16 protein-coding genes are annotated in these 16,264 nt (G+C 66.7%); 5 read left to right on the top strand and 11 right to left on the bottom strand.

Annotated features, from left to right (window positions below):
- Nucleotides 1-270: 270 nt before the first annotated feature.
- The 5 genes from LOS8367_RS07880 to fnrL all read right to left on the bottom strand — a co-directional run bounded on the left by LOS8367_RS07880 (nt 271) and on the right by fnrL (nt 4,869).
- On the bottom strand, nt 271-618 hold the full coding sequence (locus LOS8367_RS07880; RefSeq protein WP_085895954.1) for a TraR/DksA family transcriptional regulator: 348 nt from the start codon (nt 616-618) through the stop codon (nt 271-273).
- 80 nt (nt 619-698) lie between these two features.
- Complete coding sequence (ftsH, locus tag LOS8367_RS07885; RefSeq protein WP_242665536.1) at nt 699-2,597, bottom strand: ATP-dependent zinc metalloprotease FtsH; 1,899 nt, start codon at nt 2,595-2,597, stop codon at nt 699-701.
- 345 nt (nt 2,598-2,942) lie between these two features.
- Nucleotides 2,943-3,377, bottom strand: a complete 435-nt coding sequence (locus tag LOS8367_RS07890; protein WP_165761417.1) for a universal stress protein — start codon at nt 3,375-3,377, stop codon at nt 2,943-2,945.
- A 256-nt stretch (nt 3,378-3,633) separates the two neighbouring features.
- Nucleotides 3,634-4,122 carry an alcohol dehydrogenase catalytic domain-containing protein gene (locus tag LOS8367_RS07895; RefSeq protein WP_306456257.1) on the bottom strand — a complete coding sequence of 163 codons (489 nt, stop codon included), beginning with the start codon at nt 4,120-4,122 and terminating at the stop codon, nt 3,634-3,636.
- Nucleotides 4,123-4,143: 21 nt separating this feature from the next.
- A complete protein-coding gene (fnrL, locus tag LOS8367_RS07900) occupies nt 4,144-4,869 on the bottom strand; it encodes a transcriptional regulator FnrL (RefSeq protein WP_085895957.1) in 726 nt (241 codons plus the stop codon).
- 245 nt (nt 4,870-5,114) lie between these two features.
- On the opposite strand from fnrL, the gene LOS8367_RS07905 reads away from it, so the two are divergent.
- From LOS8367_RS07905 to LOS8367_RS07915, 3 genes are all read left to right on the top strand, one after another.
- Entirely contained in the window at nt 5,115-6,119 is a 1,005-nt protein-coding gene (locus LOS8367_RS07905) for a 2-hydroxyacid dehydrogenase (RefSeq protein ID WP_085895958.1), read from the top strand.
- Nucleotides 6,120-6,427: 308 nt separating this feature from the next.
- Nucleotides 6,428-6,835: a TadE/TadG family type IV pilus assembly protein gene (locus LOS8367_RS07910; protein WP_085895959.1), complete on the top strand. Its 408-nt coding sequence runs from the start codon at nt 6,428-6,430 to the stop codon at nt 6,833-6,835.
- A 77-nt stretch (nt 6,836-6,912) separates the two neighbouring features.
- Nucleotides 6,913-8,349: a hypothetical protein gene (locus LOS8367_RS07915; RefSeq protein WP_133056306.1), complete on the top strand. Its 1,437-nt coding sequence runs from the start codon at nt 6,913-6,915 to the stop codon at nt 8,347-8,349.
- Between the two features lie 351 nt (nt 8,350-8,700).
- On the opposite strand, the gene LOS8367_RS07920 is transcribed toward LOS8367_RS07915, so the two are convergent.
- The gene (locus tag LOS8367_RS07920; protein ID WP_085895961.1) at nt 8,701-9,606 is read right to left on the bottom strand and encodes a LysR family transcriptional regulator; all 906 of its coding nucleotides are present in this window, start codon (nt 9,604-9,606) and stop codon (nt 8,701-8,703) included.
- Nucleotides 9,607-9,711: 105 nt separating this feature from the next.
- On the opposite strand from LOS8367_RS07920, the gene LOS8367_RS07925 reads away from it, so the two are divergent.
- Nucleotides 9,712-10,794 carry an NAD(P)/FAD-dependent oxidoreductase gene (locus tag LOS8367_RS07925; protein ID WP_085895962.1) on the top strand — a complete coding sequence of 361 codons (1,083 nt, stop codon included), beginning with the start codon at nt 9,712-9,714 and terminating at the stop codon, nt 10,792-10,794.
- A gap of 15 nt (nt 10,795-10,809) precedes the next feature.
- Here the strand turns inward: LOS8367_RS07925 and LOS8367_RS07930 are convergent, their stop codons facing one another.
- The 3 genes from LOS8367_RS07930 to LOS8367_RS07940 form a co-directional block, all read right to left on the bottom strand.
- A complete protein-coding gene (locus LOS8367_RS07930; RefSeq protein WP_085895963.1) occupies nt 10,810-11,322 on the bottom strand; it encodes a hypothetical protein in 513 nt (170 codons plus the stop codon).
- A gap of 81 nt (nt 11,323-11,403) precedes the next feature.
- Nucleotides 11,404-12,354, bottom strand: a complete 951-nt coding sequence (locus LOS8367_RS07935; RefSeq protein WP_085895964.1) for an SDR family oxidoreductase — start codon at nt 12,352-12,354, stop codon at nt 11,404-11,406.
- A 72-nt stretch (nt 12,355-12,426) separates the two neighbouring features.
- Complete coding sequence (locus LOS8367_RS07940) at nt 12,427-13,452, bottom strand: aldo/keto reductase (protein ID WP_085895965.1); 1,026 nt, start codon at nt 13,450-13,452, stop codon at nt 12,427-12,429.
- Nucleotides 13,453-13,572: 120 nt separating this feature from the next.
- On the opposite strand from LOS8367_RS07940, the gene LOS8367_RS07945 reads away from it, so the two are divergent.
- Nucleotides 13,573-14,169, top strand: a complete 597-nt coding sequence (locus tag LOS8367_RS07945; RefSeq protein WP_085895966.1) for a TetR/AcrR family transcriptional regulator — start codon at nt 13,573-13,575, stop codon at nt 14,167-14,169.
- 202 nt (nt 14,170-14,371) lie between these two features.
- Here the strand turns inward: LOS8367_RS07945 and LOS8367_RS07950 are convergent, their stop codons facing one another.
- Both LOS8367_RS07950 and LOS8367_RS07955 read right to left on the bottom strand, forming a co-directional pair.
- Nucleotides 14,372-15,358 (bottom strand): zinc-dependent alcohol dehydrogenase family protein, encoded by a 987-nt coding sequence (locus LOS8367_RS07950; protein ID WP_085895967.1) that lies wholly within the window; start codon nt 15,356-15,358, stop codon nt 14,372-14,374.
- A gap of 110 nt (nt 15,359-15,468) precedes the next feature.
- Nucleotides 15,469-16,263, bottom strand: a complete 795-nt coding sequence (locus LOS8367_RS07955) for an SDR family NAD(P)-dependent oxidoreductase (RefSeq protein ID WP_085895968.1) — start codon at nt 16,261-16,263, stop codon at nt 15,469-15,471.
- Between the last annotated feature and the right edge of the window lies 1 nt (nt 16,264).

Raw genomic sequence — 16,264 nt, forward strand, 5'->3', positions numbered from 1 at the left:
TCCTCCGTCGCAGGCGTGGCCACTTCGATCATCGTGGCCTCCGTCAGCAGCAGCGCCTCCGCGACGGACACGGGGTTCTCCAAGGCGACGAGGACCTCCTCCGTCGGGCGGAGGATACCTTCCTATACGAGGTCGGCATACACGCCCCTCGCGGCGTCATCGCCGTGTTGACCGCTGCTCTTGAGCATTTCGGCCACGGCCACGCCTCCACCCACCGCGGCGTTCTCGGCGATCTGGAGGGTCGGTGCGCCCAGTGCCCTACGGAGAATCTCAAGACCAGATCGCTCGTCCCCCGTCGCTCCGGCGTTCTCCGCATCGAGATCGGCGATGGCCCAGCACGGCGTAGTGCACCGCGCAACGCCGAGCCTCCGAAATGCCACGGCCGCAGCGCTTGCAGATCCCGTATTCGCCGCGGGCCATCCTATTGAGAGCGTCTTCGAGAAGGCGCAGCTCACGAAGCTTGGCATGTCCCATGCTCTCGAGCACCTCGTCCTCTTCGAGATCAGTCACCTGATCCTCGAGATCCGGATCCAGCGCATGATCGAGACTGCCCTCGATCTCGGCGAGATGAGCCCGCAGCTTCTCGATACGGGACCTACGGGCGTTCTCCTCGACCATGTCGGGTCCTTTCGCTCTTCGGGTCGGTTCCGCTCGGGCGCCGCGGTTCATGGCGAACCGACCAGGGACCTAATCATGCTTCAGGGACACGCCGCCACCTGCGGGGCGATCACGGTGACTTTCGCTTCCGGATCGAGACAGCGGCGGATCTCGTCGGCATCGAGGGTTTCCCGCGCCTCCAGCGCCTCGACGAGGCTGTCGATCTCCGAGCGGCGCCGTTCGAGGATCTCGGTCGCGCGGCGCTCCGCGGCCTTGAGCAGCGCCATCACCGCCCGGTCGACCCGGGCCGCCGTCTCGTCGGCGTGGCTGCGCGGCTGCGCGATGGACTGGCCGATGAAGGGATGGTCCTCGCTCTGCTTCAGGTCGACCGGGCCGAGGGCCTCGTCCATGCCCCAGCGGGACACCATGGCGCGGGCCATGCCTGTCGCGCGGCGGATGTCGTCGTCGGCCCCGGAGCTGACCGACCCGAGCAGCGTCCGCTCGGCCGCCCGCCCGCCAAGCAGCGTCACCAGCTGCCCGCGCAGATAGGCCTCGTCGAGCGTATGCCGCTCCGCCTCGGGCAGCATATGCGTGCCGCCCAGCGCGTGGCCGCGTGGAATGATCGTCACCTTGAACAGCGGGTCGGCGCCTGGCGTGTAGAAGGCCGCGGCGGTGTGCCCCGCCTCGTGAACCGCGAGCCGGTGCCGTTCCTCGGGGCGGATCGCCAGCGAGCGCACCGTGCCCATCATCACCTTGTCGCGCGCCTCCTCCAGATCGGCATGGGTGATGCCCGTCCCGCTGCGCCTCGCCGCCATGATCGCGGCTTCGTTGAGCAGGTTCTTCAGGTCCGCACCGGAAAACCCGGGGGTTCCGGCCGCGATCGCATCGAGATCGTCGACGTTCGCTAGGGGCAGGCGTCCCGCATGGATGGCGAGGATGGCGCGCCGTGCGGCCCGGTCGGGCAGTTCGAGCGTGACGTGCCGGTCGAAACGGCCCGGACGAAGAAGCGCCGGGTCGAGCACGTCGGGCCGGTTGGTCGCGGCCAGCACGACCACCGCCTCGCGCCCGCCGAAGCCGTCGAGCTCGGCGAGGATCTGGTTCAGGGTCTGCTCGCGCTCGTCATGTCCCCCGCCCAGCCCGGTGCCGCGGGTCCGGCCGATGCTGTCGAGTTCGTCGATGAAGATCACCGCCGGAGCGGCGGCACGTGCGGCCTCGAACATCTTGCGCACCCGGCCCGCCCCCACGCCAACGAAGATCTCGATGAACTCGGAGCCCGAGGTCGAGAAGAACGGCACGTCGGCCTCGCCGGCCAGTGCCTTGGCCAGAAGCGTCTTGCCGGTGCCCGGCGGCCCAACCAACAAGACGCCATGTGGCACCTCGGCGCCGACGCGCTGGAACCGCTCCGTGTCGCGCAGGAACTCGACAAGCTCGGCCACCTCGCGCTTGGCCTGATCCTGCCCGGCCACGTCGTCGAAGGTGACCTGCTGTGCCGGTCGGCTGGGCTTGGTGAAGCGGCCGCTCAGCAACCCGCCCGCGCCGAAGCCACCTGCCCCCGGGCCGATGCCACCGGCCATCCGCCCGATCAGGCGACGCTGCAGCCAGAAATACACTCCGAAAATCACGACCCATGGCAGCAGCAGGTTCAACAGCGTGATGTCTTGCGGCTCTGTCGCGCTCACCTCCACCCGCATCGTTTCGAGCAGGGGCAGCAAACCGGGATCTCCCTGGACCGGCGTCACCGCCCGGTACCGCGTCTCGCCGCCGCCCGTGGTTTCGGGGGCGATTACGACGATGCCGTGCTCCTGCAATTCGGCACTGGCGACCTCGCCCGTTTCGATCATGCGCTTGACGGCGCTGTAGGAGATTTCCTCGGGCACCTCGTCGGGAAGAAACCAGATCGCGCCCAGTATCAACAGCGCCCAGAAGACCCCGACCCACAGCCACTGATTGGCAAGCGGCCAGCCCGGACCGGGCTCCGGAGATCGCTTGTCCTTGTCCATCATCGCGCCCCTCCCGCCTCCGTTCACGGAACGGGTCTACCGGATGGCCGGTCCTCCGGCCTTGATACAGGTCAAACCGGGCGATCGCGTCGGGCCCGAACCCGTCGGCGGCAGGTCAAGGCGTTTCGCTCCGCTAGGCGCTATGCCATGGCGCGAAAGGAGAACGCCAATGTATGCAAGCCGAACCGAAGCCGGGCAGCGGCTGACGCCGCTCCTCGTGGAGCGGCCGAAGCATGGCCCGCCGAGACGCGCCTGCGATCCCCCGGCGCGATGAAGACCGGCCCCGGGACATCGGGCCCGTCGGTCACGGTCATGACGTTTCCCGGCCAACCGGCCCGAAGCCGCTCAGCCCGGCAAGGTCACATCCTCGCGCACCAGCAGGACCGATGCCGCGACATGCGCGGCGACGTGGCCGCCATGCGACGGCCAGAAGTAATCTCCTGCGCCGGGGCGGTGACTGGCCATGATCACCAGATCCGGGTTCAGCCCGTCGATCTCCCTCGACAGGAAATGGTCGAGATCGCCGGACAGGTCGTTCACCACGAACATGTGCGAGGCGGCTTGGGCGCCGTCGACTTCCGAGCGGGAGGCGGCGAAGGCGCGGAGCTTCCCTTCGAACTCCTCGGGGTTGCGGGCGATCGTGCTCGGGGCCGAGGGGGTCGCGGAAATGTAAGTGACTCTCGCCCCGTAATGGCGGGCCATGTCTGCCGCGACCCGCAGCGCACGCTGCATCTGGTCCAGATGCCGCAGGTCAACGGGCACCACGATATGTCTGAACATCCTAGCCTCCATTCGATTAAACGCGCGGGAGCCGCCCCGCTCAGCTACGGCGGGCCGGCCCGGCGGGAGCATCGGCTCACGCTCCGGGGGCCGGAGCGCTCATGCGGCGACCACGGACCGGTGACGCGCGGGCCCGAGGCCGGAACCAGTGGAGTCGAGCAGCACCGACCGGATCGCCGCCCGATCGGTGCCCCCCCTCTCTTCGCCTTCGAAGTCGAAGCTGCAGCCCCGACCTAGCATCCACTGCCACCGTTTTTCACCGGCACAGTCGCTTCATGCCACGAACGGAGGGCACCGGATCGGCCGCACTCTGCAGTGGGAACACGAAGCGTGCTTCGGCCACGCAATGCTCGGCATGACCGCCGTCACGGGCATAGCCAGTGAAGAGCGGCGCATCGCACAGGTTCTCGCGATCCTCCTCGCATAATCCGCAGCGCCCGCAGCTGCGCCCGAGCCAACCAATACCGACCCTTTGGCCGATCGTCGGAACCGTCATGCCCGTCCCCAGAGCCTCGACCCGTCCGACGATCTCGTGGCCGGGGATCAGCGGTAGAACGGGATCCGCGAGCTCGCCGACGAGAATATGCAGGTCGGTCCGGCAGACGCCGCTGGCCTCTACCCTGAGACCGATCTCGCCGGGCCCCCGGTCGAGGACGCTCGACCTCTCGTTATTCGAGCGGCGCGCCCGGCCTCGGCAGAACCATCGCGTGCATCGAGCCGGCCATTGGCAGTTTTCCCGTTGCAGGCCTCCCGACCGGGGGGCGCGTCAGGCCAGGATCGCGTCGTCGCCGGTCTCGCGCTTCAGCCGGTCGAGATCGGGGATGAGGATACGCCGCCTGTCGTCGAGCGCGATCACCCCCTCGCGGCCGAGCTGGCTGATCTGGCGGCTCACCGTCTCGATGGTCAGGCCGAGATACTCCGACATCGCCTCGCGCGTCAGCGGCAGGTCGAGCCGCAGGTCGTGGGACCGCGGCACCATGTCGAAGCTCGCCTCGCGCCGGGCGACCGAGACCAGAAGGCTCGCGATGCGCTCGCGCGCCGTCTTGCGGCCCAGCACCATCATCCATTCGCGCGCCGCGTCCAGCTCGTCGAGTGTCATCTCCAGAAGCCGCCCCGCGACATGCGGCATCTCCGCGAGCAGCCGCTCGAACGGCGCGCGGCGAAAACAGCACAGGGTCAGGTCGCTCGCGGCCGCTACGTCGTAGGGCGCAATGTCGCGGCCCGGCCGGCCGATGAAGTCCGAGGGCAGCAACAGCCCCACCATCTGCACCCGCCCGTCCTCGAGCGTCTGCGACATGGTGGCGATGCCCGAGACCACCGAGCCCACGAAGCTCAGCTCGTCGCCGGCCCAGACGATCTTCTGCCCGGCCTCGTAGCTGCGGTAGAACTTGACCTCTTCGAGCCGCGCCAGCTCGGCCTCGTCGCACCGCGCGCAGACGGCCCGATGGCGGATACCGCAATCGGCGCAGCGCAGGTTCAGTCGGGGAGTCATCCCGGTTCTCCTTGCTGGACCATCAAAGGTTACCACCTAACGACGAAGAGGAGTAGCGCGAGACGATTCGACTTCGCGTCTTCGGCACCAAAGCCCCCCTTGGTCGTTCTCGGCGGATGGCCCTCCGGGAGCATCGCGGGCCACGAATCCCCGCCGATGGACCCGCGCGTGCTAGGCTGGGACAGGCTCGAGGCTCATGGATCAAGAGAGAGAGCAGCGGCCTTATCCGAACAGGAGGGCAGATCATGCATGTCGCCGTCTTTTCGGCCAAGCCCTATGACATCGCGTATCTGACCGCGGCCAACGCGGCCGATCCCGGGCACGACCTGCGCTTCCACGCGGCAAGGCTCGCGCCCGGCACCACAGCGCTCGCGCGCGGGGCCGAAGCGGTCTGCGCCTTCGTGAACGACAGGCTCGACCGGCCGGTGCTGGAGGCGCTCGCGGCCCTTGGCGTGCGGCTGGTGGCGCTGCGCAGCGCCGGTTTCAATCATGTCGACCTCGCCGCTGCCAAGGCCGCCGGCATCGCCCTGTGCCGCGTCCCGGCCTATTCCCCGCACGCGGTTGCCGAGCACAGCCTCGCGCTGATCCTCACCCTGAACCGCAAGACGCACCGCGCCTGGGCCCGGGTGCGCGAGGGCAATTTCGAACTCGACGGGCTGATGGGTTTCGACCTGTACGGCAAGACGGTCGGCGTCATCGGCACGGGGCGGATCGGGTCGATTCTGGCGCGGATACTCTTGGGCTTCGGCTGCCGCGTCGTCGCGCATGACCCGAACCCCGATCCCGACTGCCTGGCCCGTGGCGTCGCCTATCTCGAGCTCGACCCCCTGCTCGCGGCCAGCGACATCGTCACCCTGCAATGCCCGCTGACCGCGCAGACGCATCATCTCATCGACGACCGGGCGGTCGCGCGGATGAAGACCGGGGCCATGCTGATCAACACCAGCCGCGGCGCGGTGATTGACACCCGCGCGATTATCCGCGGGCTCAAGAGCGGCCGGATCGGGAGCCTCGGCCTCGACGTCTACGAGGAAGAGGGGGAGCTCTTCTTCGAGGACCTGTCGAACCGGATCATCCCCGACGACGTCTTCGCGCGGCTCCTGACCTTTCCCAATGTGCTGATCACCGGCCATCAGGGGTTCTTCACCACCGAGGCACTCACCGCCATCGCCGAGACCACCCTCGCCAACATCACCGCCTACGAGCGCGACGGCGCCCCCCTTCATCCCGTTCCGGGTCCGCTGGCGTAGACGGTCCGCGACCGCCCATCCATATCCGAGCCTCGGATCGGAGCGCCCGTGGATCAGCCCGCTCTTCGAAGCGCGCGAGCGGTGTCGCCTGCTTGCGGCATACACCGAAGCCCCAACAAGTCAGACCCTCCCTCCGACATCAGGCCATCGTGTCCCAATCCATCTGATGACGAAAACTGTGGCTCTCATTCCGCCCGGCCGAGGTCCGATCTCCGCCACAATGCTGGGGCAAGATCGGGGCTCAACGACCGACAACAAGCAGGTTCAATGGCACGACCCCTTCGCGCGCGTCGTCAGAATGACGGCACTTGCCCCCTTCCGCAGAGGCCCCCAAACTCCTCGCCTCCCTGGTCAGAAGCGACCAGGGCACAGCCACCGTCGAATTCGTCCTGTGGCTTCCGGTGATGGTGGTCGTCCTGCTCGTGGCCGCCCAGGGTGCCATGCTGTTCATGGTGCAGGCAGATTACGGATCGCTCGCGCGCGATACCGCCCGGCTGATCTCGCGGCATGCAATGACCATTACCGAGGTGGACGCCTACATCGCCTCCCGCACCCTGATCGGGGGTGCCCCCGAAGCCACGGTCCAGATCGCCAATGGCCTCGTGACGGTCACGCTTGCCAAGCCGGCTCTCGAAGTGGCGGCCATCGATGTCCTGAACCTCACGGAGGGCTTCGAGCTCACCGCCTCCGTCACGCAAAGCCTCGAGCCGAGATGACCCCCCGGCCCTTCCTGCGATGGTGGTCGGACGAGGATGGCTCGACCGTCTTCAGCCTGTTCTGGACCCTCGTCCTGATGGCTCTTGCCGGCCTCGCGGTCGACCCGGTTAATGCCTGGCGTCACAAGCAGTTCCTGAAGCAGACAGCGGACGTCTCGGCTCATGCCGCAGTGGTCGCCCTGGCCACCGGAGTCGATCCGGTCGGGATGCGCAGCGCGGCCCGGCAGGCCGTGTACGCCAATCTCGACGCGGATCGTGTCGGCGAGGTTCTGGCCGATCCCGAGCGGGACATCGAACTGCTGAGCTACGATCCAGCCACCAACACCGCGCGCTCCGCCACTGGTGGTCCGGCCAACGCGGCGCTGGTGCGGCTCCAGCACAGCAAAGCTCAGGACAACGTTATTCCCTTCACCTTCCTGAGGGTGGCCTCGCTCTTTTCGGACGGCGACGGCCTGGCGGGCTGGGAGGTGACCGCCGAAGGCGTGGCAGCGCAGGTGCCGACAACGCGCTGCAAAGGGGCGGACATGCTGCTTGCCGGCGGCACGCTTCACCTGTCGGCCAACAACAGCTTCGCGGCCGGCTACTGCGTGCACGCGCAGGAGAATGTCTGGATGCCGCAGAACAACAGCTTCGCGTCGGGCGCCAGTGTCAGCATGCCGAACCTGACCGACTGCAAGAACAAGTGCGACGACAAGTCCAATCCCGGGGCCGGTCAGGCTTCGAACGAGATGAACCTGCCGGTGCCCAAGCTCGACCAGTTGATCGACCGTTTGGAGGACGCCTTCGTTTTCGAGGCGCGGAGCCCTGAGAAGACGGCTTTCTTCGACGGCAAGTCCGGTCTCGGCAGTCTCCTGCCTCTGGCGGAGATAGGATACCCGGTGACCGCGCTGACCCGGGGTGCCGTAGTTCACCTGTCACGCGACGACTTTCAGCTTCTGCCGGTGATCCCGTCAGGCTTGGTCTACGACGTCGCCTGTGACGGACGGATCGCCTCGCTCGGCCGTGCGACGCAGGGCAAAGGCGGCGGCAAGAACAAGCCTTCCCTGCCGAACCCGGCGAACGGCAGCGGCAGCTCGGTATCGCTGGACTCGGTGAATGCCGGCAGCCTGCGCGATATCGCCCTTGTCACCGACTGCGAGATCGAGCTCGGCAACAAGGTCGACATCTCCGGCTCGCTGCTGATCTCCACCCGATCGGGCTTGAAGGCGTCGAGCCAGTCGCGGATCGGCGCCGCCGCCGGCAACTGCGAGCCCCGCGACCGAACCACCGTTCTCGTGCGAGGCGACATCCACATCCCGGGCGGCTTCAGCGGCTCGAACACCTCGTTCCTGACCGCCGGCAGCCTGCACATGTCCGGGGCGGGAAATAGTGGCCGCCACCACGGCGTCAGCATGATGGCGCAGGGCGACGTTCATATCACGGCGGGCCATGATTTCGTTGCTTGCAAAACAGAGCCAGCGCTTCAGCCGCAGGCGTTGATGATCCGGCATGTGGAGCCAAGGCTCGTCAGGTGACCTCCACCTCGGTGAAATGGACCAAGCCCATGCTTCGGCCTTTCCGGGTCGTGGGGGCTGACGGAGACCCAGGCCGGTGCTGCGAATAAGGACCTTGCCCTCCGTGGCTGCGTCGAACCGCTGATGCGGACGATCGACAGCGAGGTGGAGATCCGCATCATGAACGACAGCTACGGCGCATGGGACGAGGCTTGGTCCTCGCAACGGTGACACGCCCCGTATATTGGCGACCATTCGGCCGGTGCGGACCAAAATTGATACGCTCTGCATTGAAAGCGTCAGATCAGCCCTCGGGGATTTCATGGAGGGAGGGGCTCTGACGCAATGGCCGATCAGCCATGAGCCGTGGTTTCAGCTCGGCCCCTCTGCCAACTGGGCGAACCCGTTCCAGATTGCGGCGGCTACCGGGCCGGTGACCGGGCGGGCTTGGCGGAAGGCATAGACCCCGGCTTCGAAAGGGAGATGGGTGTGCGGAAGCGCGATCTCCTGCAACGCTCCCCGCTCGAGATCTCCGGCGATCATGTGCTCCGGCAACCGTCCCCAGCCGAGGCCCGCGACCAGCAGCGCCCTTTTGCTGTGCAGGTCGGCGACATACCAGCGGCGCTGACCCTTCTGCACGCCGATCTCGCGATCGAAAAGACCGGCGGCCTGCCCGCTGTCTTGGGCGATCACCTGGGTGAAGCGGCGCAACTCCGAGAGCCGCCCTAGCGTCCCCATCGCCGCGATCAAGGCCGGGGCGGCGACGTTGCGCATGATGACACGGCCGATGGGCCGATGCTCGAAGCCCTCTTCCTCGAGCATCACCGGCAGCATTGGGGCCACCGCCAGAGCCGCTCTGCCGGACTTCACCGCGTCGATGGCGCCCGACAGCACTTCGGCACGCAGAACGACCCGTGTTTCCGGAAAGGCGGTCTGGATCCGGCCCAGGACCGGCGTCACCAAGTCGGGATCGGTGCCCGCGTCGATGGCGAGCGCGATCGTCTCTTCCCGCCCCTCCTCGAAATGCCGCACGAGTTGAGCGAGGTCATCCACCTCGGCCAGAACCCGCAGCGACTGGAGATAGACCCGCCGGCCGATCTTCGTCAGCTCGAGGCGGTAGCCAGAGCGGTCGAACAACTCGGTCCCGGTCTGGACTTCCAGCGCTTTGAGCGCCTGGCTCACGGCCGGCTGGGTACGGTGCAGTCGCTCGGAGGCCGCCTTGACCGAACCGGTCTCGACGACGGCCCGCAGAACCCTGAGTTGGTCGAGCTTCACCATGCACCCCTGTAAAGCAATACTTATATAGATCAGTGAAAAGTATAAATATCAATACAGACTCGCTGCCCTTATCTCTGCTCCGACACCGGAGAAAGGCATTCTTCCATGACCCAGCACATCGCGATCGGCGGCGGCGGCTATATCGGCGCCGAGCTTGCCAAATCCCTCGACGCCAAGGCCGAGGTGACGCTGATCGAGGCGCGCAGCCACTTCGTCCACGCCCCGGCGATGATCCGCGGCGTGGTCGATCCCGCGCTGCTCGACCGGGCGCTCATCCCCTATGACGGCTTGCTGAAACGAGGCCGCGTCGTGCGGGCCCGCGCCGCATCGGTGGACGCCACCGGCATCACGCTGGAGGATGGACGCCGTATCGCGGCCGATCAGGTGGTCGTCGCCACCGGCTCCGGCAACGCCGCGCCGTTCAAACCCAAGGGGGACGACATCGCCGCCTTCCGCGCCGAGAACGCGCGCGTCCATGCGCAGTTGCAGGCCGCCCAGACCGTCGCCATCGTCGGCGCCGGGGCCGTCGGCACCGAGCTTGCCGGAGAGATCGCCCATGCGATGCCGAACAAGCGGATCACCCTGATCTCGGGACAGCCGCGCCTGTTTCCCGACAAGCCGCCAGCCTTCGGCACCAAGCTGACCAAGAAGCTCGAACGAGCTGGCGTGCGGCTGATCCTCGGGCAGCGTGCCGAGGGCCTTGAGAACCTGACCGATCCCCATGCCGGCAGCCTGTGGCTTGCGGATGGATCGGAACACGAATTCGACCTGATCTTTCCCACGCTCGGTTCGCGCGCCAATTCGGACCTATTGCAGAGCTTGCCGGGCGTGCAGACCGGTTCCGCCGGGCGCATCCGGGTCGACCCCTGGCTGCGGCCCTCTTCCCTGCCCAACGTCTTTGCTGCGGGCGACGTGGCGGATGCCGGTGATGCGATGACCATCGTGGCGACGAGCCGCCAGCTGCCATGGCTGAAGAAGGCCCTGCTGAGCCTCGGCAAGGGCACGCCGCTCGAGCGGATCAAGCCCTATGCGCCCTGGGGCAAAAAGGCGCCGCTTCTCCTGCCGCTCGGGCCCAGAAAGGGCAGCTCTTTCCTTGGCATCATGACCGCCGGAGATTTCCTGACGCGCAAGATCAAGGGAGAGGACCTCTTCGTGAAGAAGTACCGAAGCCTGCTCGGGCAGCCGTGAGATCCATGGGCGCGTTCACGGCCATCCCGACACCTCTGCCAGCGAAAGTTGCTGCCTGTAGGCGCTCAGCCGAGCGTTGGCGTTGCTGTCGATGAGGATGAGAACCGTGACCATGGCGATGGCGGTGATCAGGCCCGCCCGCCAAAGGGCTGTGTCGAGGAAGGGAATGGCAAGCGCGCAGATCGCGACGACCAGCGGAAAGACCCGGAACACCGCGATGCAGTAGTCGTTCAGCACCTTGTCGGCGCGGGCGATCTCGGCGGCGACGAAGCCCGCGGGATCGCCGCCAAAGGCCACCGGGACGGCTGTCAGCCGGACCTGGGCTGGAAAGTACAGGCCCCCGCCGAGGATCAGGAGCAGCCCGCCCGCGACCAGCATCGGGACCGGATAGGCCCGCGCCATGTCGGTCGTGCCGAACTGCCGGAAGCCGAGACCTGCCAGCGTGAAGGCCAGCCCGAAGGCCAGGAAGACGGCGGCGGAGAGCATTTCGAACCGGGCCCAGTCGGTGGCGGTTTTCACGATGTCCATGGCGTTTGCCCCTTGTCGGTATGGCTGAGGCCGGAGGGCGGCCCGATGGTCCCGGACCCGCCCCTCACGTGGTGTCGGCGCTCAGATCGACCAGCTGAAGCCAGTGTCCTTTTCCGAGCGTTCCCAGAGCTTGACCATGACCGGCTTGTCGTAAGCGTGGGCGTTCAGCGTACCGCGGCCGACCGGGCCGACGAACTCTCTGGTCCCGGTGGGGCCATAAAGCGCGCGTTGCTCGGTCAGTCCCTCTTCGGTGGCGCACATCACTTCCGGATAGGCGCCCTGCTCGGCGGTCTGGACCATCGGCGTCTTGGTCATCAGCCACCAAATGAGGCGCATCGTCCAGCTGCCGCTGGTCGAGATCAGCGAGGTCGCGGACGAGCCGGGGTGGCAGACATAGACCTCGACGTTGCGGCCGGCGGCCTTGACCCGATCCTGAAGCTCGTAGGCGAACATCATCTGCGCCAGCTTGCTCTGGGAATAGGCGGTGTTCGCGCCGTAGCCCTCGTTCCAGTTCATGTCGTCGAAGCGGATCGTCTTCAGCCCCATGTTGTAGCCGAGGCTGGCGACGACGACAATCCTACCCTGCGTTTCCTCGATGCGCTCGAACAACATCCCGCACAGGGTGAAGTGGCCGTAATGGTTGGTGCCGAGCTGGCTCTCGAAGCCGTCGGGCGTCAGCTTGCGCGTCGGCACCTGGGCGATGGCGGCGTTGCAGATCAGCGCGTCGATGCGCGGGGTGGTCTTCAGCACCTCATCGGCGGCCATGCGGACGGAGGCCTGCTCTGCGAGGTCCATGCGGATGAAGCGCACGGGCGCGGCGGCACCGAATTCCTGTTTCAACTCGTTTACGGCGGCGGCGGATTTCTCGGCGCTGCGGTTCAGCATCACCACTTCAGCGCCCTTGCCCAAGAGGATGCGCGCAGCTTGAAAGCCCGCGCCCGCGTTGGCGCCGGTGATGACATAGGTCTTGCCGGAAAGGTTTCCGAGGCGCTCGGGTGTCCAGCCCTTGGGTCCGAAACTCGTGTCAGCCATCTGTCTGATCCTTGATATGCGTATGTGTGGGGAGGGGGCGCCCGGCCCTGGACCGGGCGCCAGGTCTTTCGCTCAGTCGTGGAGCTGACCGAACAGCGTGTCGCCGCGCCGCCAGACCGGCAGGTAGCCGGGGTATTCGGGCTTGAGCGCGCTGACCTCGTCGAGCCGTGCCATCTCCTCGTCGCTCAACGTGATGTCGGCGGCGCCGAGATTGTCGACCAGCTGCGCTTCCTTGCGGGCACCGACGATGACGCTGGTGACGCCCGGCTTGTGCAAGAGCCAGGCCAGCGCGATCTGCGCCACCGAGGCGTTCTTCTCCTCGGCGATCGCGGCCAGGGCATCGACGACGTCATAGCCCTGATCCTTGTCGACCGGCGGAAAGTCGAAGGCGGCGCGGCGGCCCGAGGCCTCGCTGTGGCGGGTGTATTTTCCGCTCAGGAAGCCGCTGGCCAAGGGGCTCCAGATGAAGGTGCCAAGGCCGAGGTCCATCGCCGCCGGCAGGATCTCACGTTCGAGCTCGCGGCCGACGAGAGAGTAGTAGGACTGCGTAGAAGCGAACCGCTCGGTGCCCAGAAGCCGAGCCATGCCGTCCGCCTTGGCGATCTGCCATCCGGCGAAATTCGACAGGCCGATGTAACGCACCTTGCCCTGCCGCACGAGGTCGTCGAGCGCGCGCAACGTCTCTTCGAGCGGCGTGGTGACGTCGAAGTTATGCACTTGGTAGAGGTCGATGTAGTCGGTGCCGAGCCGCTTCAGGCTACCCTCCACTTCGCGCATGATCGCGAGCCGGCTGGTGCCCAGATCGTTCGGGCCGGTGGTCATGGTGTTGTAAAGCTTGGTGGCGATGAGGTTGTCCTGACGCCGGTCGCCCAAGGCTACGCCCAGCATCTCTTCCGACACGCCGGAGCTGTAGACATTGGCGGTGTCGAAGATGTTGATCCCCGCCTCGATCGACAGATCGACCATGCGGGTGGCCAGCTCCTGCCCCGTCGCGCCCACGATGCCGGCATAGCTGCCGCCCTCATTGTCGAAGGTCATGGTGCCCAGCGTCAGCTCCGAGACGTAGAGACCGGTATGTCCGAGTTGCTTGTATTTCATCGTGGTGCCCTTCGGCGCCGCAGCGCTTGCGTTTGTAAACCGTGGTGTTTACATGGGAAGTAAGGGTGGGCGGTGTAAACCCCTGTGTTTACAAAATCGCGGCGCGGCGGGACGGAATCGATGAAACTGACTGATAAGAAACGAAAAGATATTCTAGAGGCGGCGATCCAAGAGTTCCGCGAGCAGGGCTTCCCGGCCGCGCGGGTGAACCGGATTGCGGAACTGGCCGAAGTGTCCAAGCGCACGCTCTACAAGCATTTCGAGAGCAAGGAGCTGCTGTTTCAGGCCATCACCGACATCCTGCTCGAAGAGATCGCGGCCATGCCGAAGCTGCGCTACCAGCCCGATGTGCCGCTGCGCGAGCAGCTGATCGGGGCGGCGCAGGATTACATCGGCCATCTGACCGGCGAGCAATACATGGGCCTGAACCGGCTGGTCATGTCGGAACTCTTGCGCGATCAGGATCTGGCGCAGGCCTTCTTCGCCAAGGCCGCGATGCAGGACGGCCCCATCTCGGGGCTGATCGGTGAGGCGATGCGGGCGGGCGCACTGCGCGAGGCCGAGCCCGGCTTCGCCGCGGGCCAACTGCTGTCGATGGTGAAGCACTTCCTGGTCTGGCCGCAGTTCCTGATGGGCGCGAAAGCCGAGGTCGACCCGGATGCCGTCATCTCCGACTGCGTCGACATGTTCCTCGCCCACTACGGCCCGGAAAGCTGAGGGCGCCCATCCCCAGAAGGACGCCATGTCCCTGAGGCGCCAGCGGCTTCGGACATCATCAGGGGGCGGTGGCCGTCGGTATCTGTCCGGTGGCCGGACCAACGGGGCGGTGGCCGCAAGCGCCGACACGCAGCAGCAAAGCCGAAAGTCAGCGTGACCGGGCGCCGCAGACCGGCGCCCGATCGATGGCCCAATCGGAGGATCAGACCTCCACGACCACCTTGCCCATGGCCTGACCGCTCTTCAGCCGGGCATAGGCGTCTCCGACCTCGGCCAGACCGAAGCGCTGCTCGTCCAGCAGCGGCTTCACGGCCCCCGCATCCACGAGCTTCGCGAGCTCGGCCAGGATCGCGCCATGCGCCTCGCGGCCGACATCGTGAAGCATCGGCAGCAGCATGAAGACGACATGCAGCGACAGGCCCTTGAAATGCGCGGGCGAGAGGTCGAGGGCCAGCAGCGCGACGGTCGAGACGACCTGCGCGTTCAGCGCCGCCGCCGCGAAGGAGTTGGTCATGTTCTCGCCGCCGACCGTGTCGAAGACCACGTCGAACCCGGCGCCGCCGGTATGGGCGGCGACATAGGCCTCGACCGTCTCGGCCTGGTAGTCGATGGGCGTTGCCCCAAGGGCCTCGATCGCCGCCAGCTTCGCCTCGCCGGTGCCGGTCGACCACACTTTGGCCCCGAGATGCCGCGCCAGTTGCACGGCAACATGGCCGACGCCTCCGGCCCCACCCTGCACGAGCACCTTCTGACCGCGGTCGACCCCGGCGCGGTGCAGGCCCTCCCACGCTGTGATGCCAACCAACGGAAGCGCCGCGGCGTCGCGCATGCTCAGCGACGTCGGCTTGGGCGCGATCAGACGCGCATCGGCCAGCATGTATTCGGCCAGCGCGCCCTGAAGGTCGGCGAGGCCGCCGGCACAGCCATAGACCTCGTCGCCTACGGCAAAGCCTGCGACGCCCTCGCCCACCTCCTCGACGATGCCCGCGAAATCCATGCCGAGGATGGCAGGCAGATCGGGCGACAGCGGAAGGTCCTTGCCCATGTCCCTGATCATCGTGTCGACGGTGTTGACGCTCGTCGCCTTGACGCGAACGAGGACATGCCCGGGCTTCACGGACGGACGCTCGGTCTCTGTCGGGGTGAAGGCGGCGTCGGGTCCATAGTCGTTCAGGATCATCGTCTTCATCGGGAACTCCGGATGATAGTTGCGTTGACCCCGAAATACGGCATTTTGCTTCTGGCTATAATGGAGGCAATTCTGGTTTCAGTTTTCGGCCCCGGAATATAATTTGAAGATCAGCTCCGCCCTCCTTTGCCCGCGAGTTCGCGGATTGCCGCCATCACCTCGGCCACATGTGCCGCGTCTCGCGCAGCCGGGTGGGGCTCGGCTAAGTCTCCGCTGTCATTGTCGAAATAGCGGCCCGACGCCTCCGCGAACGCATCCGACAGCGCCGCACGACGCAGGATGTCAGCCCCGATCGACAGGTCGTTGCCCGCGACACCGAAGCCTTCCTTGACCATCTTCGAGGCCAGCAGCGAGCCCGGATTGACGGCGATGAAGGCCGGCCCCTCCGGGTGGTCCTTCGCCATCTCCCGCGTCCAGATCGTGATCGCCAGCTTGCTCTGCGCGTAGGCCCCCATGTGGTCGAGGCCCCGCTCGCCGCGCAACGCCGCGACATCTACCGGCGCCTGCGCTGCCGAGGACAGGTTCACCACGCGGCCCGATGTCGGAATGATCGGCAGCAGCCGCCGCGTCAGCAGGTAGGGCGCGATGGTGTTGACCACGAAGCGGGTGTCGAGGCCGTCGGGCGTGCGCGCCTGCGTGGTCTTGAAGACGCCCGCGTTGTTGATCAGCACGTCGAGCCGGTCATGGCGCGCGAGGATTTCCTCGGCGAAACCCTCCACCTCGTCCAGCCGCGACAGGTCAGCCCGGTAGGTCTCGGGCGTGCCACCCACCTCCTTGGCCGCATTCTCGAGCTTCTCGGCGCTGCGCCCGTGGAGCAGGACGGTATGACCCTCGCCGGCAAGCGTCTTGGCGGTCAGAAGGCCGATGCCGTCCGTCGCGCCGGTGATCAGGATGGTCTTGAACATC

This window comes from Limimaricola soesokkakensis (assembly GCF_900172345.1).
GTDB lineage: Bacteria > Pseudomonadota > Alphaproteobacteria > Rhodobacterales > Rhodobacteraceae > Limimaricola > Limimaricola soesokkakensis.